The 22,890-nt window shown below is 67.9% G+C and carries 24 protein-coding genes; 8 read left to right on the top strand and 16 right to left on the bottom strand.

Going from position 1 to position 22,890, the window contains the following annotated elements; all coding sequences use genetic code 11:
* Positions 1 to 146: 146 nt before the first annotated feature.
* From A5784_RS22170 to A5784_RS22150, 5 genes are all read right to left on the bottom strand, one after another.
* The gene (locus tag A5784_RS22170; protein ID WP_064947040.1) at positions 147 to 1,235 is read right to left on the bottom strand and encodes an AAA family ATPase; all 1,089 of its coding nucleotides are present in this window, start codon (positions 1,233 to 1,235) and stop codon (positions 147 to 149) included.
* The gene (pnuC, locus tag A5784_RS22165) at positions 1,232 to 1,855 is read right to left on the bottom strand and encodes a nicotinamide riboside transporter PnuC (protein WP_064947039.1); all 624 of its coding nucleotides are present in this window, start codon (positions 1,853 to 1,855) and stop codon (positions 1,232 to 1,234) included. Before pnuC ends, A5784_RS22170 begins: the two co-directional genes overlap by 4 nt.
* Positions 1,856 to 1,932: 77 nt before the next feature.
* Positions 1,933 to 2,385, bottom strand: coding sequence for a VOC family protein (locus A5784_RS22160; RefSeq protein ID WP_062827619.1), 453 nt, complete (start codon positions 2,383 to 2,385; stop codon positions 1,933 to 1,935).
* A 101-nt stretch (positions 2,386 to 2,486) separates the two neighbouring features.
* Positions 2,487 to 3,095, bottom strand: a complete 609-nt coding sequence (locus A5784_RS22155; protein ID WP_064947038.1) for a maleylpyruvate isomerase N-terminal domain-containing protein — start codon at positions 3,093 to 3,095, stop codon at positions 2,487 to 2,489.
* Positions 3,092 to 4,225, bottom strand: coding sequence for a citrate synthase 2 (locus A5784_RS22150; RefSeq protein ID WP_064947037.1), 1,134 nt, complete (start codon positions 4,223 to 4,225; stop codon positions 3,092 to 3,094). Before A5784_RS22150 ends, A5784_RS22155 begins: the two co-directional genes overlap by 4 nt.
* On the opposite strand from A5784_RS22150, the gene pdxH reads away from it, so the two are divergent.
* The 4 genes from pdxH (at position 4,224) to A5784_RS22130 (ending at position 8,360) form a co-directional block, all read left to right on the top strand.
* Positions 4,224 to 4,934, top strand: coding sequence for a pyridoxamine 5'-phosphate oxidase (gene pdxH, locus A5784_RS22145; protein ID WP_064947036.1), 711 nt, complete (start codon positions 4,224 to 4,226; stop codon positions 4,932 to 4,934). The two genes, A5784_RS22150 and pdxH, sit on opposite strands and share 2 nt — an antisense overlap.
* A complete protein-coding gene (locus tag A5784_RS22140; RefSeq protein WP_064947035.1) occupies positions 4,934 to 6,238 on the top strand; it encodes an MFS transporter in 1,305 nt (434 codons plus the stop codon). Before pdxH ends, A5784_RS22140 begins: the two co-directional genes overlap by 1 nt.
* A 55-nt stretch (positions 6,239 to 6,293) precedes the next feature.
* Complete coding sequence (locus A5784_RS22135) at positions 6,294 to 6,950, top strand: TetR family transcriptional regulator (protein WP_082945008.1); 657 nt, start codon at positions 6,294 to 6,296, stop codon at positions 6,948 to 6,950.
* 105 nt (positions 6,951 to 7,055) lie between these two features.
* Positions 7,056 to 8,360, top strand: coding sequence for a citrate synthase (locus A5784_RS22130; RefSeq protein ID WP_082945007.1), 1,305 nt, complete (start codon positions 7,056 to 7,058; stop codon positions 8,358 to 8,360).
* Positions 8,361 to 8,462: 102 nt separating this feature from the next.
* On the opposite strand, the gene A5784_RS22125 is transcribed toward A5784_RS22130, so the two are convergent.
* Positions 8,463 to 8,927 carry a YbaK/EbsC family protein gene (locus A5784_RS22125; RefSeq protein WP_197514833.1) on the bottom strand — a complete coding sequence of 155 codons (465 nt, stop codon included), beginning with the start codon at positions 8,925 to 8,927 and terminating at the stop codon, positions 8,463 to 8,465.
* A gap of 62 nt (positions 8,928 to 8,989) precedes the next feature.
* On the opposite strand from A5784_RS22125, the gene A5784_RS22120 reads away from it, so the two are divergent.
* Both A5784_RS22120 and A5784_RS22115 read left to right on the top strand, forming a co-directional pair.
* A complete protein-coding gene (locus A5784_RS22120; protein ID WP_064947033.1) occupies positions 8,990 to 10,450 on the top strand; it encodes an MFS transporter in 1,461 nt (486 codons plus the stop codon).
* Positions 10,440 to 10,883, top strand: a complete 444-nt coding sequence (locus tag A5784_RS22115; protein ID WP_156750705.1) for a MarR family winged helix-turn-helix transcriptional regulator — start codon at positions 10,440 to 10,442, stop codon at positions 10,881 to 10,883. Before A5784_RS22120 ends, A5784_RS22115 begins: the two co-directional genes overlap by 11 nt.
* On the opposite strand, the gene A5784_RS22110 is transcribed toward A5784_RS22115, so the two are convergent.
* The 6 genes from A5784_RS22110 to A5784_RS22085 form a co-directional block, all read right to left on the bottom strand.
* The gene (locus A5784_RS22110; RefSeq protein WP_064947032.1) at positions 10,870 to 11,139 is read right to left on the bottom strand and encodes a hypothetical protein; all 270 of its coding nucleotides are present in this window, start codon (positions 11,137 to 11,139) and stop codon (positions 10,870 to 10,872) included. The genes A5784_RS22115 and A5784_RS22110 overlap by 14 nt on opposite strands.
* A 1-nt stretch (position 11,140) precedes the next feature.
* Positions 11,141 to 12,208, bottom strand: a complete 1,068-nt coding sequence (locus tag A5784_RS22105; RefSeq protein ID WP_064947031.1) for a Leu/Phe/Val dehydrogenase — start codon at positions 12,206 to 12,208, stop codon at positions 11,141 to 11,143.
* A gap of 70 nt (positions 12,209 to 12,278) precedes the next feature.
* A complete protein-coding gene (locus A5784_RS22100) occupies positions 12,279 to 13,763 on the bottom strand; it encodes an aldehyde dehydrogenase family protein (RefSeq protein ID WP_064947030.1) in 1,485 nt (494 codons plus the stop codon).
* 78 nt (positions 13,764 to 13,841) lie between these two features.
* Complete coding sequence (locus A5784_RS22095) at positions 13,842 to 15,209, bottom strand: glutamine synthetase family protein (RefSeq protein WP_232006194.1); 1,368 nt, start codon at positions 15,207 to 15,209, stop codon at positions 13,842 to 13,844.
* The gene (locus tag A5784_RS22090) at positions 15,194 to 15,964 is read right to left on the bottom strand and encodes an SDR family NAD(P)-dependent oxidoreductase (RefSeq protein WP_062827607.1); all 771 of its coding nucleotides are present in this window, start codon (positions 15,962 to 15,964) and stop codon (positions 15,194 to 15,196) included. The genes A5784_RS22095 and A5784_RS22090 overlap by 16 nt, the downstream gene beginning before the upstream one ends.
* On the bottom strand, positions 15,948 to 16,727 hold the full coding sequence (locus A5784_RS22085; protein ID WP_232006192.1) for a gamma-glutamyl-gamma-aminobutyrate hydrolase family protein: 780 nt from the start codon (positions 16,725 to 16,727) through the stop codon (positions 15,948 to 15,950). Before A5784_RS22085 ends, A5784_RS22090 begins: the two co-directional genes overlap by 17 nt.
* Before the next feature lie 67 nt (positions 16,728 to 16,794).
* On the opposite strand from A5784_RS22085, the gene A5784_RS22080 reads away from it, so the two are divergent.
* Positions 16,795 to 17,532 carry a FadR/GntR family transcriptional regulator gene (locus tag A5784_RS22080; RefSeq protein WP_064947028.1) on the top strand — a complete coding sequence of 246 codons (738 nt, stop codon included), beginning with the start codon at positions 16,795 to 16,797 and terminating at the stop codon, positions 17,530 to 17,532.
* On the opposite strand, the gene A5784_RS22075 is transcribed toward A5784_RS22080, so the two are convergent.
* The 3 genes from A5784_RS22075 to A5784_RS22065 all read right to left on the bottom strand — a co-directional run bounded on the left by A5784_RS22075 (position 17,529) and on the right by A5784_RS22065 (position 21,053).
* Positions 17,529 to 19,016 (bottom strand): APC family permease, encoded by a 1,488-nt coding sequence (locus tag A5784_RS22075; protein WP_156750704.1) that lies wholly within the window; start codon positions 19,014 to 19,016, stop codon positions 17,529 to 17,531. The two genes, A5784_RS22080 and A5784_RS22075, sit on opposite strands and share 4 nt — an antisense overlap.
* Before the next feature lie 218 nt (positions 19,017 to 19,234).
* On the bottom strand, positions 19,235 to 20,791 hold the full coding sequence (locus A5784_RS22070) for a phytoene desaturase family protein (protein WP_064947026.1): 1,557 nt from the start codon (positions 20,789 to 20,791) through the stop codon (positions 19,235 to 19,237).
* A 13-nt stretch (positions 20,792 to 20,804) separates the two neighbouring features.
* Positions 20,805 to 21,053 carry a DUF2630 family protein gene (locus A5784_RS22065; protein WP_029369696.1) on the bottom strand — a complete coding sequence of 83 codons (249 nt, stop codon included), beginning with the start codon at positions 21,051 to 21,053 and terminating at the stop codon, positions 20,805 to 20,807.
* Positions 21,054 to 21,084: 31 nt separating this feature from the next.
* Here A5784_RS22065 and A5784_RS22060 point away from each other — a divergent pair, with 31 nt between their 5' ends.
* Entirely contained in the window at positions 21,085 to 21,447 is a 363-nt protein-coding gene (locus tag A5784_RS22060; protein WP_062827596.1) for an FKBP-type peptidyl-prolyl cis-trans isomerase, read from the top strand.
* Positions 21,448 to 21,539: 92 nt separating this feature from the next.
* Here the strand turns inward: A5784_RS22060 and A5784_RS22055 are convergent, their stop codons facing one another.
* Positions 21,540 to 22,880: a HAMP domain-containing sensor histidine kinase gene (locus A5784_RS22055; protein WP_064947025.1), complete on the bottom strand. Its 1,341-nt coding sequence runs from the start codon at positions 22,878 to 22,880 to the stop codon at positions 21,540 to 21,542.
* Positions 22,881 to 22,890 lie beyond the last annotated feature (10 nt).

Here is a 22,890-nt window from a genome sequence, read left to right as displayed (position 1 = left end):
TGAGCCGAGCGGCACCCGACCTGGAATCGAGCTACCGCCGGCGGTACCACATTTTGTGATACTGCGGGCGGTGGCGCATTTCGAAGTCCACCAACGCCTGCAGGCCCGGTACGGCTGTGACGCCTGTGACCAGTGCCCGCATCGCGTCACTCGAAGCCCGGGCCGTGCAGTGGTTCGCCGAAGCTCATCGCGAGGTTCAGCAACGGGTCGACGGTGCGCACGGCGAGCTCGACCCGCTCGGACAACGATCCCGTCAAGAGCACCCATGAGTGTCCGGCGGCCGTGAGCGCATCGGCGAACCAGCCGGTCATGGCTGCCCGGATGTCCAGGTCGCCCTCGCGCATCCCGTCGTCGTGCCACGGCACGTCCGTGTGGTCGGTGAGCAGATAGACCGCGCGCCGCGGTACCCGCGTCCACGCCTGATCGGTGCGCGCGCCCGTTCCAAGGTAACGACGCTCCCACACCGAGGTGGCGAACGCGTCGGTGTCGCACAGCAGGATCGGGGAACCGGTGCGGGCCGCGGCCTCCTCCCGTCGGTTCTGTTCGATTCCGATGGCATCGAAATCGGCGTGGCCCCAGGCTAATTCGGTGATCGCTCGGTCGGGTTGCCGCTGCCACACCACCTCGGTGTGTTCCCGGCCGTATTCCTCGACGGCGCGGGTCGTGGCCCAGACGCCGCCGCGCGCGGAGTAGTGCTGCTGCAGCCGGGTGGCGACGGTCGTCGTGCCGGTCGACTCGGCGCCGAGCACGACGACGCGCGTGGTGAGCCCCGCACGGGTGGCCGGGGCCAGCTCGAGCCACCGTCCAGCGAGGTCGCGGCGGACGGCCGAGGCGCTGACCGGGCTGCGGGTGATCCGCACGCACGCGGCGTCGAACCAGCGCGCCAGCTCGTCGCCGTAGTCGTCGCCGCAGAACACCGCGTCGACCTCGGGTGGGCAGCCCGCGGCCCGCAATCCGGCCCGCATGGCCGCCACCTGCGCGGCCCACACGCGTTGATCGGTGACGTCAAGCGGTGCGTCGCACGGGATCCCGGCAACGGTGACGTTGCCCTGCGTGCTGTGGGTGTCACGGAGCCAGGCCACCCGGTCGGCCAGCGGCACGGTCTCCGGCGCCGCGGCCATCACCAGCACACTCACCCGGTCGCAGCGGGCGGAGGCGGCCTCGATCACGGCGTGGTGGCCGCGATGCGGCGGATAGAACTTGCCGATGAACAGGCCGTGACCGAACTCGCTCACGCCACCCGCACCTTGCGCCAGGACTGCAACCCGGACAGGCACAGTGCCAGGAACACCACGTAGATCGCCGCGGTCAGGTTGAGATCGCGGCTCAGGTAGAGCGGCACGTAGATACAGTCCGCGGCGATCCAGAAGTACCAGGTCTGCAGATACTTGCCGTTCAGCAGCCACTGCGCCACCAACGACAGGGAAGTGGTCAGCGCGTCGAGAAACGGGGCAGAATCGTGCGCCGCCCGCAGGATGACCGTCAGCGCCGCCGTTGCGGCCACGACAACGCCGATGCACCAACCAATTTGGTCCGGGCGGGCCCGGGTGACCATCAATGGGGTTCGGCCCGCGTTGCCGTACAGCCACTGCCACCACCCGGCGAATCCCAGGGCGATGTAGAGCACCTGCAGCCCGGCGTCGGCCCAGAGCCGAGCCGAGGCGAACAGCACCAGGAAGAACACGCAATTGGCGATGCCGACCGGGAAATTGGCGATGTGGCGGCGCACGGTCAGCGCCACACACGCCCCTCCGGTGACGAAGCCCAGCAGCTCGGCCCAACTCACGGCGTCACCGCCCAATACAAACAGCGTGGCATTGAGCGGCTGCACCAACTGCGCCAGCCAGTCCAGCATCGACCCTCCCCCCCGGTTCTCGCGTCGAGACTAACCGGGCCTGCTGGGACGGCCGATACTGGTGAGGCCGGAGTGTCCTACTGCTGGTTCTGCATGGCCGCGGCGATCTCCTCGGGGCTCACCTCACGCACCGGCTGACCCAGCGACCACTGATGTCCGAACGGATCACGCACCATGCCGTAGCGGTCACCCCAGAACTGGTCCTCCAGCGGCATGACGACCTCGGCGCCTGCCTCGACCGCCTGCGCGAACTTGGACTCGACGTCGGTGACGGTCAGATGGATGGTGACGGGTGTGCCGCCGAGGGCCTTCGGCGTCGTCGACTTGCCGCCGTTGAACTCGGGGAAATCGTCGTTGAGCATCACGGTGGAGCCGTTGATGGTGAGTGCCGCGTGGATGAGCTTGCCGTCGGGACCGGGTACGCGGCCCAGCTCGGTGGCACCGAATGCCTTGACGTAGAAGTCGATAGCGGCGGCGGCGTCGTCGACGACCAGATGCGGCAACACTGCGGGGGTTACTTCGATGGCCATAGTGTGGACTCCTGTCTCATTGTGGGCGGACCCCAATGCAGACCCGCCGGGCGGACGGATCTCATCGCGGCTCTCCCCATGCAAGCACGGGAGTCTGACATTCACGTGACGGAGAAGGGCTGCGGCAACGGGGTCCGGCCGGTCAACGCTCGCAGCACGGTGTCGCCTTCGCCCAGCGCGACCGAGATGCGGGTGGCCAACACCGCTGCCGCCTCCAGCGCCTCGGACGGCAGGTCTGCCGTCACGCCGGCTGCCGCGGCGATGTCGAGGCTGTGCACGGTCAGCTCGAAGATGCGGGTCTGCAGGTAGGCGCTCAACCGGATGCCCAGACCGCCGATCACCGTGATCAAGGGGTCGCCCGCGTCGGCGACGTCGGCGAGGGTCCGAGCCGACAGCTGCTCGATGGCGGCGACGGGGTCGTCACCCAGATCCCGGCCCGCCTGCCTGCCGCGCTCCATAATGGCCGCGGCGCCGCTGCTGGACATGTAGTCGCGGATCTTCACGTAGTACTCGACCGCACTGGACACGTCCTCGTCGGTGGCGGGGGTGCGCAGATACGTGCTGACCGTGACGAACGACCGTGAGGTGTGGCCGATCAGGGCGCGCATGTCCCACTCGCCCAGGCCGGGCCCGTCCCATGCCGCGGCCGGGAGCGACTGCACCAGCCGCGTGAAAGCCTGTGCCGCCGAGGCGAATACGTCGGCCGTCACACCGAGGCCGCTCGCGCCACGGCCAGCTCGTCCCAGCCGGGGACGTCCTGCACGCTGCGCGGATCGGGGCCGACGTAGATGGCCGCGGGCCGCACCAGCTTGCCGAGGCGTTTCTGTTCGAGGATGTGCGCACACCAGCCGGCGGTACGACCGCAGGTGAACATCGCGGGCATCATCTTCGCCGGTACCCGGGCGAAGTCCAGGATGACCGCGGCCCAGAACTCGACATTGGTCTCGATGGCCCGATCGGGCCTGCGTTCGCGCAACTCGGCCAGCGCGGCCTGTTCCAGCGCGGCGGCCACCTCGAAGCGCGGTGCCTCCAGGCGTTTGGCGGTGGCCCGCAGCACCCGGGCCCGGGGGTCCTCGGCGCGGTACACCCGGTGGCCGAAGCCCATCAGCTTGCCGCCGCTGTCCAGGATCGATTTGACCACCGCGCGGGCGTCGCCGGTGCGCTCGACCTCCTCGATCATCGGCAGCACCCGCGCCGGTGCGCCACCGTGCAGCGGGCCGCTCATCGCGCCGACCGCGCCGGAGAGCGCCGCGGCCACGTCGGCTCCGGTTGACGCGATGACCCGGGCGGTGAACGTCGAGGCGTTCATCCCGTGCTCGGCCGCGGTCACCCAGTAGGCGTCGATGGCCTCGACGTGCCGGGGATCCGGCTCGCCCTGCCAGCGGGTCATGAAACGTGCTGTGACAGTGGCACATTCATCGATCTGGCGTTGGGGGACCGCGGGTTGGTAGATGCCCCGGGCGGATTGCGCGACATAGGAAAGCGCCATCGCCGATGCGCGGGCCAGCTGATCGCGCGCAGTCTGATCGTCGATGTCGAGCAGCGGTGCGTAGCCCCAGATCGGGGCCAGCATCGCCAGCCCGGCCTGGACGTCGACCCGCACGTCGCCGCTGTGGATGGGCAGCGGGAACGGTTCTGCGGGCGGCAGGCCGGCGCCGAAGCGGCCGTCGACCAGCAGTCCCCACACGTCGCCGAAGGTGACGTGTCGGTTGACGAGCTCTTCGATGTCCACGCCGCGGTAGCGCAGCGCGCCACCGTCCTTGTCCGGTTCGGCGATCTCGGTGGTGAAGGCGACAACGCCTTCGAGGCCGGCGACGAACTCTTCCGGTACGGCTGCCATGGCCCGATTCTCGCACCCGGGCGGGCGTAGCGTGGGCGCGGTGGCAACTCCGGACAATCATGATCTGGCGGCGATGCGGGTCGAGTATGTGGAGAAGGACGGCTGCGGCGACCTCGACGCCGATTGGCTCGGCGACGATCCCGCGACAGGCTGGCTGACGCTTCTGCGTACCTGGCTCGGCGATGCCCAGCGGGCCGGGCTGGCCGAGCCGAACGCCATGGTGGTCGGCACGGTCGACGCGCAGGGAAGGCCCGTGACCCGCACGGTGTTGTGCAAGGGCGTGGACGAATCCGGCATCACCTTCTTCACCAATTACGACTCCGCCAAAGGCGAGCAGCTGGCCGCCAACCCGTATGCGTCGGCCACCTTCCCGTGGTTCGGCCTGGGTAGGCAGGTGCATGTCCGCGGTCCGGTGAGCAAGGTGTCGGCCGACGCGACCGCCGAGTACTGGTCCAAGCGGCCCCGCGGATCGCAGCTCGGCGCCTGGGCGTCGCATCAGTCCTTTCCCATCGGATCGCGCGCCGAGCTCATGGACCAACTGGCCGAGGTGACCGAGCGGTTCGCCGAACTCGACCGGGTCCCGGTCCCGCCGAATTGGGGCGGTTACCTGATCAGCCCGGAGGTGGTCGAGTTCTGGCAGGGCCGGGAGAACCGGGTGCACAACCGGATTCGCGTCCAGGACGGCCGCGCGCAACGCCTCCAGCCGTAGTGAGAAAGTTCTTCGCCGACACCACCCCTCTGCGCAACCCCGACTTCCGGCGCTTGTGGGTGGCAGGCATACCGACCGTCATCGGCGCCAATCTGACGATCTTCGCGGTGCCGGTGCAGCTGTACGTGCTCACCCAGAACTCGGCCTACGTCGGGCTGGCCGGGTTGTTCGCCCTGGTGCCCCTGGTGGTGTTCGGGCTGTGGGGCGGCGCGTGGGCTGACGCGATGGACCGCAGGCTGCTGCTCATCATCGCTTCGGTCGGACTGGCCGTCGCGTCGGTGCTGCTGTGGGTGCAGGCCGCGCTGGCCATGGACAACGTGTGGGTGGTGCTGGGCCTGCTGTCGGTGCAGCAGGCGTTCTTCGCGATCAACAGCCCGACCCGCTCGGCGGCGATCCCGCGGATGCTGCCCGGCGAACAACTGCCCGCCGCGAACTCGCTGAACATGACGGTCTTCCAGTTCGGTGCCATCGTCGGCCCGCTGCTGGCCGGGCTGCTGCTGAGTTGGGTGGACCTGTCCACGCTCTACCTCATCGACGCGCTGACGTGCCTGGCGCCGATCTGGGCCACGTTCCGGCTCGCACCGATTCCTGCCACAAATACCGAGCAGGGTTCGGCGCGCTGGGGATTCGCTGCCGTGCTGGACGGCTTGCGGTACCTGGCGGGCAACCGGGTCGTGCTGATGTCGTTCGTCGTCGACCTCATCGCCATGATCTTCGGCATGCCGCGGGCGCTGTTCCCGCAGATGGCACACGAGAGCTTCGGCGGGCCGGTGGAGGGCGGCACGGTCATGGCGCTGCTGGCCGCCGCGATGTCCGCAGGCGCGGTGCTCGGCGGCGTGTTCTCGGGCTGGCTGCCGCGGATCCGCAGGCAGGGCCTGGCCGTCGTGTGGTCGATCGTGGTCTGGGGCCTGGCGATGGTCGGTTTCGGCGTCGCCGGTGGGATGGCCCACGGCCACGCCGGGATGCTGTTGTGGATTGCGTTGGCGTTCTTGGCGATTGGCGGGGCTGCCGACATGGTATCGGCGGCGTTCCGGTCGACGATCCTGCAACAGGCCGCGTCCGACGATGTGCGGGGACGGTTGCAGGGCGTCTTCACAGTCGTGGTCGCGGGCGGCCCGCGGCTCGCCGACGCGGCGCACGGTGGGGTCGCGGCGATGGTCGGCACCACGGTGGCCGCGGCAGGCGGCGGAGCACTCGTCGTCGTCGGCGTCGTCGTCGCTGCATTAGCGGTGCCCGCGTTCGTGCGGTACCGGGTGGCACCCGTGTGGGCGCCCGACGACCTGCGAGATCCCGACAAGGTGTGAACAGTCGGCAGCGGTTGTCATTTATTTGCGAAATCATCGACTTCGGGGCGATAGCATGCCGGACGTGGCGGAACTGGGCGGGACGGCCTATGTCGGTTTACGTGAACGTAAGAAACAGCGCACCCGGGCGACATTGATCGACGCAGCAATCGAGTTGTGTAACCGGCAGGGGTTCGAGGCGACCACCGTCGACCAGATCGCTGCCGCGGCCGAGGTGTCGCCCCGGACGTTCAGTCGGTACTTCTCGACCAAGGACGCCGTGATGCTGGCGTTCATCGACGAGGTGGTCGAGATGATCGCGATCGAACTGGCCCGGCAACCGGACGGCATCAGCGACATCGAGGCGCTGTACCGGGCGCACGTGAAGGCGTTCGCGGACACCAAGTCCGCGCCGCCGAACCGGCTGACGGCCGACCGGTTGCTCGCCTCGGCGCGCATCCTCACGTCGTCGGCCGCGCTGATGCACGCCGCATCCCAGTTCCGGTTCGACGCGGTCAACGCGGAGCTGGCCAAGCGCATGGGTGTGCCGCGCGACGACCAGCGGTTGATGCTGACCGCGGCCGTGTGGACGTCGATCATCATGTCCGGGCTGGCACGGCTCGGTGCGACAGTCGATTGGGACACCGTGACGGTCGACGACGTGATCGCGGCTGTGCATTCCACGTACGCCGAGTTTCTCGAGGTGACGGCGGGCGTGCAGCGCCCGGCGTGACTGGTTGGTAGCCCCCCGCGGGCAACGCCGACCGAATGCGACTACCTTTTGGTAGAGCAGTCGTAGGTTCGCAACGACTTCCCAAACGAGGACGAAGGGAATCCCGTGGCCGAAAACCCGTCGAGTGGGCAGGAGCACGCCACCCTCAGTTACCCCGGTGGCGAGCTTGATCTGGAAATCGTCAAGGCCACCGAGGGGTCGGATGGCATCGCGTTGGGGCCTTTGCTGTCGAAGACTGGGTACACCACCTTCGACGGGGGCTTCGTCAACACCGCCTCCACCAAATCGGCCATCACCTACATCGACGGTGACGCCGGCATCCTGCGGTACCGGGGTATCCCGATCGAGCAGTTGGCGGAGAAGTCGAACTTCATCGAGGTCAGCTACCTGTTGATCTACGGCGAGCTGCCGACCGCCGAGGAGCTGGAGCAGTTCACCAACCGGATCCAGCGGCACACGCTGCTGCACGAGGATCTCAAGCGGTTCTTCGACGGGTTCCCGCGCAACGCGCACCCCATGCCGGTGCTGTCCAGCGCGGTCAACGCCTTGAGCGCCTACTACCAGGATTCGTTGGATCCGCTCGACAAGAAGCAGGTGGAGCTCTCCACGATCCGCCTGCTGGCGAAGCTGCCGACCATTGCCGCCTACGCGTACAAGAAGTCCGAGGGGCAGCCGTTCCTGTACCCGGACAACTCGCTGAGCCTGGTGGAGAACTTCCTGCGGATGACGTTCGGCTTCCCGGCCGAGCCGTACGAGGTGGATCCTGAGCTTGTCCGGGCGCTCGACATGCTGCTGATCCTGCATGCCGATCACGAGCAGAACTGCTCGACATCGACTGTGCGCCTGGTCGGCTCGTCGCAGGCCAACCTGTTCACGTCCATCTCCGGTGGCATCAACGCGCTGTGGGGCCCGCTGCACGGCGGCGCCAACCAGGCCGTGCTGGAGATGCTGGAGAAGATCCGCACCGAGCACGGTGATGTCCGCGATTTCGTCAAGAAGGTCAAGAACCGCGAGGACGGCGTGAAGCTGATGGGCTTCGGGCATCGCGTGTACAAGAACTACGATCCGCGGGCGCGCATCGTCAAGGAGCAGGCCGACAAGATCCTCGGCAAGCTCGGCGGCGACGACGAGCTGCTGGCCATCGCCAAGTCGCTCGAAGAGGTCGCGTTGACCGACGAGTTCTTCATCGAGCGCAAGCTCTACCCGAACGTCGACTTCTACACCGGTGTGATCTACCGGGCCATGGGCTTCCCGACGCGCATGTTCACCGTGCTGTTCGCGCTGGGCCGGCTGCCGGGCTGGATCGCGCACTGGCGGGAGATGCATTCCGAGCCCAACAAGATCGGCCGTCCGCGCCAGGTCTACACGGGCTACACCGAGCGCGACTACCTCGACATCGGCACCCGCTGACTTCTTTCGCCGAGCAGTCCCCCGCAAGCGGGAGGTGCCCCCAGCTGCGGCACCCGACACGCCGCGTGTCGCGAACCTTGACGTCTGCTCGCAAAACGTCGGCTAGCGCACCGGCAGCGCGACGCCTCCGGTGAGCGCCAGCAACTGCGGATAGGTCAGCGGCATCACCGAGTCGGCGGTGCCCGCGGCGGTCCACACCACCGGGTAGCCGGCCAGTGTTTCGTCGACCACGGTCCGCAGTTGGATCGGATGTCCGGTGGGCGCGACGCCGCCGATCACCTGACCGGTCGCCGTCAGCACCAGCTTCGGGTTCGCCTTGCTGATGGTCGTGGCGCCCAGTTGGCGGGCCAGCACGTCGGTGTCCACCCGGGCCGCGCCGCTGGCCATGACCAGCAGCGGCTCGCCGTCGCAGTCGAATACCAGGCTGTTGGCGATCGCGCCGACCTCGCAGCCCAGCTGCTCGGCGGCGGCGGCCGCGGTCTTCGCGGCGGCGGCCAGGATTCGGATGGCTGGTTCGATACCGGCGGCGGCGACGGCCGCGGCGACCCGGGTATTCCGTTCGTTCACGGTGACGATTGTCTCGGATACCGCACTTGCCCGCGACAGAGTTGTAGTTTCACAATAGTTGTGTGAATGAAACTGTCGTCCGGTCGCTGAGCCCGCGGCGCAAGGCCATCATCCTGGTCTCCTGCTGCCTGAGCCTGCTGATCGTGTCGATGGACGCCACCATCGTCAACGTCGCCATCCCGAGCATCCGGTCCGATTTCGACGCATCGCCTTCGCAGCTGCAATGGGTGATCGACGTGTACACCCTGGTACTCGCCTCGCTGCTGCTGCTGTCCGGCGCGACGGCTGACCGGTTCGGCCGGCGGCGCACCTTCCAGTTGGGTCTGACCGTCTTCGCGCTGGCCTCCCTGCTGTGCAGCCTGGCACCCAATATCGAATTGCTCATCGCGGCCCGGTTTCTGCAGGCCATCGGCGGCTCGATGCTCAACCCCGTCGCGATGTCGATCATCACGCAGGTGTTCACCGGCCGCGTCGAACGGGCCCGAGCCGTCGGCGTGTGGGGTGGCGTGGTCGGCATCTCGATGGCGCTGGGCCCCATCGTCGGCGGCGCGCTCATCGAATATGTCGACTGGCGCTCGGTGTTCTGGATCAACCTGCCCATCTGCGCGCTGGCCGTCCTGCTGACCGCCATCTTCGTGCCGGAGTCGAAATCCTCGACGATGCGCGACGTCGACCCGATCGGCCAGGCTCTGGGCGTGGCGTTCCTGTTCGGTGTCGTCTTCGTGCTGATCGAGGGCCCGGGCTATGGCTGGACCGATCCCCGCACGCTCGGTGTCGGCGCGGTCGCACTGATCGCCTTCGCCGGCTTCCTGCGCTACGAGGCCCGCCGCCGCGACCCGTTCATCGATCTCCGGTTTTTCCGCAGCGTTCCGTTCGCGTCAGCCACAGTGGTCGCGGTGTGCGCGTTCGCCGCGTACGGTGCGTTCCTGTTCATGATGTCGCTGTACCTGCAGGGCGAACGGGGCTATTCGGCCATGCACACCGGTCTGATTTATCTCCCGGTCGCCGTTGGCGCACTGATCTTTTCGCCGCTGTCGGGGCGCCTGGTGGGCCGGTTCGGCAGCCGGCCTTCGCTGTTGGTGGCAGGCACGATGATCACCGCGGCGACGCTCATGCTGACCCGGCTGACGGCGCACACCCCGGTGTGGCAGTTGCTGGTCATCTTCGCGGTCTTCGGGATCGGCTTTGCGACCGTCAACGCGCCGATCACCACCGCCGCCGTGAGCGGTATGCCGCTGGACCGGGCCGGCGCGGCATCCGCGGTGGCGTCCACCAGCCGCCAGGTAGGTGTCAGCATCGGTGTGGCGCTGTGCGGCTCGGTGGCGGGAACGGCACTGGCGACCGCAGGCGCCGATTTCGCGGTCGCCGCCCGGCCGCTGTGGTTCGTCTGTGCCGCACTGGGTTTGGTGATCGTGGGGCTCGGCATGGTGTCCACCACGACGTGGGCGCTGCGGTCAGCGGAGAAACTGGCTCCGCTGATCGGTGAACATCACCGTCCGTCGGAGGTGGCCCATGTCGGCTGACCAGATGCCGATGCCCGGTACGCACACCGCCGCCGATGAGGTGTGGCGGGCGCTGACGACCCTGGTGTTCGACAACCGCGACAGTTGGAAGCGGGCAGTGATCGAGCGCAGCGGCCTGCCGTTCAGCCGCATCCGGATCCTGCGCCGGTTGGCCCGGCAGCCGATGACGGTCAAGCAGGTCGCCCACGCCGCAACGGTCGACGCGCCGGCAGCGACCGTCGCGGTCAACGATCTCGAGGAACGCGGCCTGGTGATCCGCACCGTCGACCCGGCCAACCGGCGCTGCAAGACGGTGTCGCTGACCGATGCGGGCCGCGCCGTGCTGGAGCAGATCGAGGCGGTCGAGGACCCGGCACCGGACGTGCTGGCGGGCCTCGACGCCGCCGATCTCGACGCGCTGCTGACGATCCTTGCGAAGATCACGCCGAGTTGATCAGACCGACACCCCGCAATGCGGTGCGCACCACGCCAATCCGGCCCTCCAGCGTGCGTTGAGCAGTCCGGGCCTGGCGGCCCGTCGCGGTGAACTCGGCATCGATCCGCACGCGCTCGGCAGCGGGCACATTGAACGACAACGCCGTGATGGTGATCCCGCGCCGATGCAGATCCGCGGCGAACCGCAGCAAGGTTTGCGTGTGATCGCTCGAGTCGAACTCCACGGTCAACGCGTGTGCCTCACAACGTTCCATGTCACGTCCCGGACCCGGCCGCGCGCATCCGCTCCTGCACGATGTCCCGCGCGGACTGGCCTGCGGATATGTTGAGCTGACGGGTGCGGCCGAGGATCTCCCGAACGGTGTCGCCGATCTCGACGACCTGGGCCGCCGCCTGTTCTCTGGTGACCCGCCGGATCTCACCTGCGACCTGAATGAGACCGCCGCCGTTGGCGACATAGTCCGGTACCCAGGTGATTCCGCGATCGTTCAGCAGTTGTTCGACACCGTCATGCGCGAGTTGGTTGTTGGCCGCCCCGCACACGATGCGCGCCGAAAGCTCCGGCACGGACGCATCGGTGAGCGTTGCACCCAATGCGCACGGCGCGTAGATGTCGACCGGTGCATCGATGACCCGGTCCAGCACCGTAACGCCATCGAACTCAGAACGGACCCGGTCCAGTGCCGCGCTGTCGACGTCGCAGACCGACACGTCCGCGTCGGCCTCGGTGAGCAGCCGCACCAGGTGGTAGCCGACCTTGCCCGTTCCTTCCACCCCGACCCGCCGCCCGCTCAGATCGCTGCTGCCCCACACGGATTCGGCAGCGGCCAGGATCGAGTGGAACACGCCGAGTGCAGTCAGCGGGGCGCTGTCTCCCGACCCTCCGTGCGCGGCGGTCCTTGACGTGACATGGCGGGTGCAGCGGCCGATGATGTCCATGTCCTCGGACGTGGTTCCCACGTCGCCTGCGGTGATGTAGCGGCCGCCGAGGCTGTCGACGAATCGTCCATGGGCTTCAAGCAATTCGGGTGTCTTGATCCGCCTGGGGTCTCCGATGATGACGGACTTACCACCCCCGAGGCCGAGCCCCGCGATCGCGGCCTTGTAGGTCATACCCCGCGACAGCCGCAGCACGTCGGTCAGTGCGGTGCCTTCGTCGGGGTAGGGGTAGAACCGGGTGCCGCCCAGAGACGGACCGAGAGCGGTGGAATGGATCGCGATGATGGCCTTCAGGCCGCTGGGCTCGTCGCGGCAGAAGATCACCTGTTCGTGTGAGATGTCGTCGGCGAAATCGGGTCGATCGAACACCCGGCTGGTCTGCATGGTCAATCCTCTCGGCTGTGGTCTGCCGCGGCAGGTGGGACGGGGTGACGCCGAACGCGTTGAGCCGGCTTCATATCGGCAAACCGGGCCGCTCGACTCCGACGATGCGGGCGCCGCGGAAGAAACGGAGAAGCTCGGCGTCACCGTGGGCGCCGACACCGCTGGCGCCCCAGAAGCCCTGGGTGGATTCCGGGACGAGATCCAAGACGCTGGTGCCGTTGATCTTGACCTCGCCGCAGTCCAATTCGGCGCCGAGCGCCATCGCCTGCTCGATATCGCTGCTGAACACGTAGCCGGCCAGGCCGGTGCTGCGTGAGTTGGCCAGCGCCAGGGCGGCGGCGTCGTCGCTCACCCGGTGCAGGGTGAGCACCGGCCCGAAGATCTCGTCTTTCGTCATCGCGGCAGGCGCGTGGTCGACGACGACGGGGGCGTGGAAGAAGCCGGCCGCATCCGGCACCGGTGTGACACTGTGCGCCACCCCGCCTGCGGCGACCAGTTTGGCCACCGCAGCCGAAACCTGTTGATACTGGCTGGCATGCGCTTGCGGTCCCATCTCGGCGGCCGGGTCGAGGCTGTGCCCCATGCGCACGGTGCGCAGCCGGTCGAGCAGCGCATCGAGCAGCGCGTCGCACCGGGAGCCCACCACGGCCACGCTGCCCGGGCTCTCGCACCACTGACCGTTGAGTTTGGTGAACCCGCTGACGAGTGCGTCGGCGGTGGCGTCGATGTCGGCATCTGTGCGCACGATCGCCGGGTTGTTGCTGCCGAGTTCCAGTTGCAGCGCTTTGCAGTCCGGGGCGGCGGCCACCGCCACCGCCACCCCCGCAGCCCGGCCGCCGGTGAACGACAACGCGCGGATACGAGAATCAGCGGCCAGTTGCCGCCCCACGTCAGGGCCGCCGTGCACCAACTGGAAGATCTCCAGGGGCAGGTCGGCCTCGGTCAGGGCCTGCTCGATGGCTTGGGCCACCAGTGCGGAACTGGCCGGGGCCCAGTTCGACGGTTTCGCGATCACCGGTGCCCCGGCAGCGAGAGCGTACGCAGTCTTCTTGGCGACGATGAAACTCGGTGCATTCCATGGCGCGATCACCGCCACCGGGCCCCACGGTAGGTATCGCAGCTGTACGGGCCGCCCCGCAGCAGCCGGGTCGTGCGTGCCGGGGTCTGCCTCAAGGTGGTCGGCGGCCGCGCGCAACGCATCCGAAAGGCCTTGGGCGAACATCTCGGTCACTGACACCACGACACCGGTGTTGATGGCGTCGCAGCGCGCGATATCACCGGACAGCTCGGCCAGCAGGTCTGCCGTGCGGCGCAGTAGCGCGGCGCGCTCAGCCGCGGGCGTGCGCCGCCAGGTACCTGCGACGTGCAGGGCATCGGCGGCGGCAATCGCCCGGTCGACCTCGCCTGCATCGGTCTGCAGCTGACGCTGGAGAACGCCAGCGGTGTTGGGGTCAACCAGGTCGGCGCCGAGGTCGTGTGTGGGCATCGACCAGCTACCGCAGACGAAGTCGCGCTGCGGCGCGAGTTCCGGTGCGGCCACGGCATTTCCAGTCATGTACGGTCACCTTTCGTGAGCCGGGCAGCCCGGTACGCGGTGGCACGGGCTCGGCCATGCCGCCGGCATACGGGCGGATCAGATGGTTTCGAAGTACCGGTCGCGGTCCCAGTCGCTGACCGCGCGGAGGAACTGCAGCCACTCGTGGCGGGCCACGGTGGCGTAGTGGCCGACCACTTCCTTGTCGAATGTGGTTGCGGCGAACAGGCTTTGCTCCAGGTGCCGGGCTGCTTCATCGAGCGTGAGGGGCAGCTCGCCGTGCGCTTCGGCGTATCCGTCCCCCGTGCACGGAGGGCCGGGATCGATCTGTCGGGCCATGCCGTCGCGCATGCTCCCGAGTATCGCCCCGGATGCCAGATACGGGTTGACGTCGGCGCCCGGCAACCGCAACTCCAGCCGGTTGGCGTCCGGCCCGCCGGTGATCAACCGACATGTGGTGGTGCGGTTGTCGAATCCCCACGTCAACCCGTTGCCTGCGAAGTCGTGGCTGATGATGCGGCGCATCGAGTTGACCGTCGGCGCATAGAACAGCATGAGGTCGCAGGCGCGGTCGAGCACCCCGGCGACCGCGTGCCGAAGCGGTGCGCTCGCGGTCCGGTCGGCTTCGGCGTCGTAGAACGGCCTGCTGCCGTCCGATCCGCGTACCGAGGCATGGATGTGGCAGGACGAGCCCATACCGTCGGTCAACGGTCGCGGCATGAAGGTGGCGGTCATGCCGTGTGCCCGGGCCAGATCGGCGACCGCACATTTGAACAGCACATGGCGGTCGGCGGTCTCGATCGCCTCGGCGTATTCGAGGTTGATCTCCCACTGCCCGAGTCCGTACTCCGCTTGGGCCACCTCGACCGGGATACCACTGTCCTCCAAGGCGTTGCGGACCTGGCGGAAGAACGGCTCCATGGCGTTGCCCGCGCCGATCGCGTAGTCCGATCGGGTCAGCGTGGTCGGGTCGAGGTCACGGTATCCGTTGCGCCGCAGTTCGTCTGGTGTGCCGCGGTACAGGTGGAACTCGAGTTCGGTTGCGGTATAAGCAGTGAGCTGCTGGTCGGCAAGGGCCTGTACCTGACGACGCAGGATGCTCCGCGGCGCGACCGGCAATGGCTCGCCGGACTCCTCGTCCACCGAATCGGCCAGGCAGATCGCCGTGCCCTCCAGCCAGGCCGCCCGGCGCAGTGTGGTCAGGTCCGGTAGCAGCCGGAAGTCGTGCCACCCGGTGTGCGCGCCGGCGAATTCCACTTTCAGGGTGTCCATGTCCTGGTTGACGTCCCAGGCGTACACGCACGTACAGACGTGCAGGCCCTCGCCGACAACGCGCTGAAAAGACCGTACGGGCAGGCGTTTTCCGAACAGCCGCCCGTACATGTCGACGCCGGCGACGATCACGGTGTCGATGCCCTGGCCGCGCAGGTCCGTGATGTCGAGCAGCCCGGTCATCGGGTCAGCCACCCGCCGTCGACGGGAAGTTGCACGCCGCTGATGTACGAGGCGTCATCGGAGAGCAGGAAGGACACCGCCGCGGCCATGTCATCGGGCCTGCCGAGGCGCTTGACCAGCAGCCGGGACTCCATCACGGCCAGCACCTCGGGGCTGTTCAAGTCCACGCCGGGAAGGAAATTGGTGGGTACCGGGCCCGGGGCGATGGCGTTCACCCGGACGTTGTAACGCGACAGCTCCACCGCCAGGGCCTTGGTCAGCATCTTCACACCGCCTTTGGAGGCGTTGTAGTGCACCTGGGCGAACCCCTGTGAAGACACCACCACGTCGGCCTCGACTGTCGAAAGATTCACCACGGCACCGCGATTGGCCTTGCGGAAGTACGGTACCGCCAACTGGGTGGTGATGTACACGCCTTTGAGGTTGACGTCGAGCACCAGATCCCACTCGTCGTCGGTGAGGTCCTCCAGGGACGACATGGTGATCAGCCCGGCGTTGTTGACGAGGTAGTCGAAGCGTTGCCACTCGGTGGCGGTGGCTTCGAACGCGGCGGCGATCGCCTCGCGGTCACGCACGTCGGCGGCCAAGGCCAGGGATTGGCCGCCGGATTCGGCGATGCTGTCGGCGGTTTCCTTCGCTCGGACGTGGTCGACGTCGACACACGCAACCTTTACGCCGTGGCCTGCGAGCCGCTCGGCGATGGCCCGACCGATACCGGATCCGGCACCGGTCACCAGTGCGACGCGGTTCTCATGCGATGACGACATCTTCCTCCTGCTTTCTGTTGGTGGTGCTGTGCTGCCTGGCGCTGTCGACCAACCAGTCGAACAGCGGGTCTGTCCCGTCGAGCATCTCGGGATGCCACTGGACCCCGACGACGGGTGCGTCGAGAGCTTCGATCGATTCGACGACACCGTCGGGGGCGCGCCCGGTGACGGCCAACCCGGTGCCCACCTCGTCCACTGCCTGGTGGTGCAGGCTGTTCACCCGGAGTCGTCTGCCGTAGAGGCTGTGTGGCACCGAGCCGTCCACGAATTCGACGAGGTGCGAGCGATGGTCGCGCGGGTAGCCCAAGAAGCTATGGGCCTCACCGGAATCCGCGGGCAGATGCGCGACGAGTGTGCCACCGCGGTGGACATTGATCACCTGGTTGCCGCGGCAGATCCCGAGAACCGGGATGCCGCGCAGCCATGCGGCGCCGAGCACGGCGTGTTCGAACTCGTCGCGCAAGGGCTCAGCCGGCGTGGCGTGCGCACCGGGGGTGGCGCCGTAGCGGCGCGGATCGATATCGGCCCCGCCGGAGAGCACGAGGCCATCGATCCGTGCGGTCACCTCGACCGGATCGCATTCCATGGTGAGCAGCACCGGCAGACCTCCTGCGGCGGATACCGCGGTCGAATAGTCGACGAAGAACGTCTCGACCAACGCATCCCGGACTACCGACACCGCCAGTGGGCCTGCGGGCTGTCTGCGTCCGGTAATGCCGATCACTGGGCGACGCGGGTAGTGATCCATATCTCGATGGGTCATTGGACTGAGGTTAGAACCATTGGCGTGTTTCGTCAATGCCGCCGCCTAACGTTCTAACTTGATACCTATGGACCTTGACCTCGGAGCGCCGACCGTCACCACTGACATCGCTCGGCGGCTGCGCGCACGCATCCGCGCGGGTGAACTCAGCCCAGGCGACCGGTTGCCTGCGGAGCGCGATCTCGCCAAGCAGATGGGCGTCGGCCGGGTCAGCGTTCGGGAAGCCCTTCGCCTGCTGCAGGCGGGAGGTTATGTCGAGGTGCGCCGGGGTGCCACCGGCGGCACCTTCGTGACGCAACTCGATCTGCCGTACCGGAACTGGCTCAGCGAGATACGCAGCGGGGTGGGTGACGTCACGGACATCCTGGACTTGCGGATCGGTCTGGAAGGCCAGGCGGCAAAGCTTGCGGCCACTCGACGCACCGACGTGGAACTCGAGGCGATGGCGGCGGCGATCGAGGAGATGTCGACATCGGATTCGCGAGTGTCGTTCCGCAACAGCGATGCCCGTTTTCATGCGGCACTGGCCCAGGCGGCTCGTAATCCGCGACTGGAATCGGCCATCGCCAGTGCCCGCGGGGAGATGTTCGCGCCACTGGACGCGCTGGTCTACACCGAGGTCGTCGAATCGAGCCGGGCCGGTCATCTCGCGGTCTACGAGGCTGTCCGCGACGGGGATGCCGATCGCGCTCGTCGCGCCATGGAGGACCACCTCGAGCAGACGCGCGAGGAGTTGGAGCTGCTGATCTTCGGCAAGAACGCAGTGGATGCGGTCGGGCCGCATCCACTGCCGAGTGCCGATTAGCTGTCGCCCAGCGATGGCGAGACGCGGTTCTCCTGTGGCGCTTCGCTGATCGTGCCTGTGCCGAAGACGTCGAGGTTGGTGCGCAGCGGCCGCACAGCGCCGACGATGTAGCCGATGAGCGCGACGGCCACCAGCAGCCACGGCATCGAGTTGACGATGGCCGAATCGCTGCCGGTCAGCAGGGGGTAGTTGTCGATGACCAGGTAGCACCCGCAGAACAGGCCCCCAGCGGCCAGCGCCGGCGCGGCGAGATGCGTCCACCAATGCCGATCGGGTCGCCGCAGGAAGAAACCGATCACGGCGATCGAGGTTGTCCCCATCAACGCGATCACCCCCAGCGCACCGAGCCCGGCGGTTTGGTTGCCGAGGTCGAGGTAGGGGTCTGCCCCGGCCAGTGAGTAACCGACGACCGCGATGGCGACGACCAGCGCCTGCGTGCATGCGGCGATATGCGGTGTGCGATAACGGGGATGCGTGCGGCCCAGCGGGCGCGGAAGCACCCCTTCGCGGCCGAATGCCATCAGGTACCTCGTGGCCATGCCGTGTAAGGCGAACAGAACGGCGATCAGGCTGGTCAGCAGCAGCCAGCTCATCACGTGCGTCGACCAGCCACCCAGCACGGCATGGGCGGCGCTGAACACGAAGTTGCCGGGGTCTGCGGCGGCCGCCGCGGGTGCTTCGCTGCCACCGGACGCCGCGATCAGCGACCACGACGACAGGAGGTACACGATGCCGATGAACGCGATCGCAAGCTTGGTCGCACGCGGCACGGTGCGTCGAGGGTCGCGCGCTTCTTCGCCGAAAATGGCGGTCGCCTCAAAGCCGATGAATGAGATGAAGACGAACATGAACCCGATTCCGACTGCGCCGCTGAAGATTTCGGTGGGGCTCAGCGAGCTGATGGGATATGCGGCGGGTCCTTTCACGACCAGCGTCGCGATATCGACGAGCAACAGCAGTCCGGTCTCGAGAATCAGCAGCACACCCAGCACGCGGGCGTTAACCTCGACCCCGCGTATTCCGACCACCAGGGCCGCCGCCAGCAGTCCGAAGGAAAACACCTGCCACGGAACGTGAATCCCGAGTTCCGTCGCAAAGATGTTGTCGGCGAAGTAGCCGACCAGCCCGACGACATAGAGCACGAGGGCGTTGTAGGCCAAGACGGCGACGAACCCGGCGGCCATGCCGAGGCGGCGCCCCAGCCCCACGGTGACGTAGGCGAAGAACGCTCCCGCGTTGGTCACGTGCCGGCTCATCGCTGCGTAGCCGACGGCAAAGAGCGCCAGGATCAAGGCCACGACGACGTAGGTCCCCGGTGCGCCGAGACCGTTTCCCAAGGCCACGGCGAGCGGGAACGCACTGGCCATGGCGGTCAGCGGTGCTGCTGTCGCGACCACCATGAAGACAATCGAGCGGACGCCCATCGCCCCCGTCTTCAGTTGGCTGCCGGCTTCGTCCGGGCGCTGGTTGCCTGGTAATGCCACTGGTCACTCCGTTCTGCACCGCATGGTTCTAAGGTAGGGCCATTGCAGAATAGGAGCATCGCGCCCGGTCGGCGAGGTGAATCGCAAATCTTTCGATCACGGCCCGACCGACTGATGCGCACAGCAAAGTCGCACGGCAGCGCGACCACCGTGCCGCGCTGCCGCGTCAGGGGTTGGACCGACGCTGCCGCGTCAGGGGTTGGACCGACGCTGTCGCGTCAGGCCTCCAGCACCGCCATCGCCGCGTTGTGCCCGCCGATGCCCGATACCGCACCGCCGCGGTGGGATCCGGAGCCGCACAGCAGGATTCGATAGTGGGCGGTGGCCACACCCCAGCGCCGGGCCGGGGTGTCCAACGGCTCGTCATCCTCGGCGAACGGCCAGCGCAACGCGCCGTGGAAGATGTTGCCCGCCGTCATGCCCAGTGCCGCGTCCAGATCCACCGTGGTCTTGGCCTCGATGCACAACCGGCCCGCGGAGTCCTCCATCAGGACATCCTGAATCGGTTCGGCCAGAACGGAATTCAGTGAATTCAAGACAGCGGAGGTGAGCCTGTCCCGCATCCGGTCGGGATCACCGGAGGCCAGCGCGTGCGGGGTGTGCAGGCCGAACACCGTCAACGTCTGAGCACCGGCGGCACGCAGCTGCTCGGACAGGATCGTGGGATCGGTCAGCGAATGACAGTAGATCTCACACGGCAGGGGATCAGGCACCGAGCCGTCGGCCGCCGTCTTGTAAGCGTTGCCCAGCTGGCTGTAGGTCTCGTTGATGTGGAACGTGCCGCCGAACGCCTGCTGCGGCGTCACGCTCTCGTCGCGCAGCCGGGGCAATCGGTGCAGCATCAGGTTCACTTTCACCTGAGCTCCCGGCGCGGTCTCGGGCGCCGGTTCGCCGAGCAGGCCCGCCAGGACGGTGGGCGTCACATTCGCCAGCACCACGTCGGCCTCCACCCGTTGTGCGGCCCCGTCTTTGCGGTAGCGCACCTCGCCATCCGGGTTGACCGCGTAAACGTCTGCGCCGGTGACGATTTCGGCGCCGAATCCGGCCGCGGCGGCAGCCAGCGCCCCGGTCACCGCACCCATGCCGCCGATCGGCACGTCCCAGTCGCCCGTGCCGCCGCCGACCAGGTGGTAGAGGAAGCAGATGTTCTGGATGAGAGACGGATCGTCCACGTCGGCGAACGTGCCGATCAGCGCGTCGGTGGCCAGCACCCCGCGCACCAGATCGTTGTCGACGGCGTCGGTGATGGCGGCACCGATCGGCCGGTCGACCAGTGCCTCCCAGGCCGCCGCGGCGTCGCTGTCCTGGCCGGCCAGCACCTGGCTGCGCAGCTCGGTCCGGGTGCACAGGGGCTGCAGCAGGGTCGGCCAGATCCGCTTGGTGATGAGTGATGCGCGGCGGTAGAAGTCGTCGAAGCCTGCGGCGTCGGCCTGGGCGCCGACCGCGGCGAAGGTCGAGTTGGGACCGATGAGCAGGCCTGTGCGACCGCCGGTGGCCGGATCGGGGGTGTACGACGAGTAGCTGCGCCGGGCCAGCCGGATGCGGGCGCCCAGATCGTCGATGATGCGCTGCGGCAACAGGCTGACCAGATACGAATACCGCGACAACCGGGCGTCGACCCCGTCGAAGGCGTGGGCGGACACCGCCGCGCCGCCCACATGGTCGAGGCGTTCGAGCACCTGGACCCGCCGTCCGGCCCGGGCCAGGTATGCCGCTGCCACCAAGCCGTTGTGCCCACCGCCGACGACGACTACATCGAACCGTTTCTCACTCATCGCCCTCGCCTTGTCAGCCTCGGTAGCCTTCGACCTCGTCGGCCGGACGCACTCTGGCCTCCCGCGGGTCCTGCCCAGTCTCCCGCAACGCTCTGCGCTGCCGCAGCAGATCCCAGCACTGGTCGAGGGCTACCTCCAGCGACTGCAGGCGCTGGCGCTCCTCGGTCTCGTCGATCTCCCTGCGCTGCAGTTTTCCCCGCAGCTCCTGCTCCTCGGCGACGAGTCGGTGAACTTCGGCGAGGATGTCCTGATCTTTGGCCACCTGGCCAGTCTGCCCGACTACGGTTGGTCCGGTGAGTACAAAACCTGAGATCGAATTTCCGGACGGCCCGGCCCCCGCCGAACTTGAGATCACCGACTTGGTGGTCGGCGACGGGGCCGAGGCGGTGCCCGGTGGAAACGTCGAGGTGCACTACGTCGGCGTCGAGTACGACACCGGCGACGAATTCGACAGCTCGTGGAATCGGGGGGAGTCCATCGAGTTCCCGCTGCGCGGGCTGATCCAGGGCTGGCAGGACGGCATCCCGGGCATGCGGGTCGGCGGCCGTCGCAAGCTGGTGATCCCGCCCGCGCAGGCATACGGCCCGGCCGGCTCCGGCCACCGCCTCTCGGGTAAGACGCTGATCTTCGTCATCGATCTGCTCGCCGTTCGCTGACGCCCCGCCAACTTTCCACCGAGATTCGCGTCAGGGACACATCCCTGACGCGAATCTCGATGGCGGGACTCCGTCCCAGTGCTCGCGCCGGGCTAATGCGGCCCGGGTAGTCGCAGCACCAGCCGGGCGCCGCCCAGCGGGCTCGACTCCAAAGTGGCTGTCCCGCCGTGCAGTTCGGCCTGTTGGGCCACGAGCGCCAGGCCGAGACCTGAGCCGGAGCGCGACGCCGTCGAACCTCGCGAGAACCGGTCGAACACCACGGTCCGCTCTTCCTCGGGCACCCCGACCCCGTCGTCGTCGACGGCGATCTCCACTCCGGCGCGTGAGCTGACGGCGGAGAGCTGCACCCGGGTCGCCCCGCCGTGTTTGACCGCGTTGGCGATCGCGTTGTCCACGGCGAGCCGCAGGCCGGTCGGCAGGCCCACGATGATCACGGTCGGTGTGGGGGCTTGGGACACATCGAGATCCGGGTACACCCGCCTGGCGTCGTGGGCTGCCCTGTCGAGCAGCTCGGTGATGTCGACGGTGACGTGGTCGTCGGTGGTCGTGAGCTCGCCCTGCGCCAACCGTTCCAGTGCGCCCAGCGTCGCCTCGATCCGCGACTGGGTGCGGATGACGTCGTTGACCACTTCTTTGCGCTGCTCGTCTGGCAGGTCGAGGGTGGCCAGCACCTCCAGGTTGGTGCGCATCGCAGTGAGAGGCGTGCGCAACTCATGTGCCGACACGGCCGCGAAGTCGCGTGCCGAGGCCAGCGCGGCCTTGGTGCGGTCCTGCTCGGACCAGATGCGCTGCAGCATGCCGTTGACGGCGTCGGCGATCTCGACGGCTTCGGTGGCGCCCCGGACTTCGACGTCGGGTGCCTCGTCACCTGCGTCGATCTGCCGGGTCTGCTGGGCCAGCCGTTTGAGCGGCCGCACCGCGAATGCGGCCAGCACCCAACCCAGTACGGTCGCCGCGCTGATGGCGAACACACAGATCACGATGACCCGCCGGTGCAGGTTGTTGGTGTCGGCGATGGTGGCGTCATACGTCGCCCCGACTGCGACCCACATGGGCCCGGGCGCGGGGATCTGCACCGTACGCACGCGCCAGCGCACGCCGTCGATGTCGGTGTCGGCGTAGCCCGCAGGCAGCTCGGGCAGGATCACCGTCGAATTGGAGGTGACGTCGCCGGCCTGCCGGACGGTGATGACGGCGTCCTGTTCGCTGGGGGAGCGCGGGATTTCGTGCAGGCCGCGCGGGAGGAACGGGATGGCGAATCCGGCTGCCTCGTCGAGGCGACGGTCCAGCCGCTCCTTGCGGTCGTTGGTGATGCCGACCCACACGATGGTGCCGACGATGATGACGACGATGGCCGCGCCGATGGCCGTCGCGAACGCCACCCGGGTCCGCAGCGACGGGGTGCGGCGGAAGATCCGGGTGAGCACGCTCATGGCTATCGAT

It is taken from the genome of Mycobacterium sp. 852013-50091_SCH5140682, assembly GCF_001665685.1.
GTDB lineage: Bacteria > Actinomycetota > Actinomycetes > Mycobacteriales > Mycobacteriaceae > Mycobacterium.
Note: the sequence above shows the minus strand (reverse complement) of the source record. Positions and strands in the feature narration are given on the sequence as shown.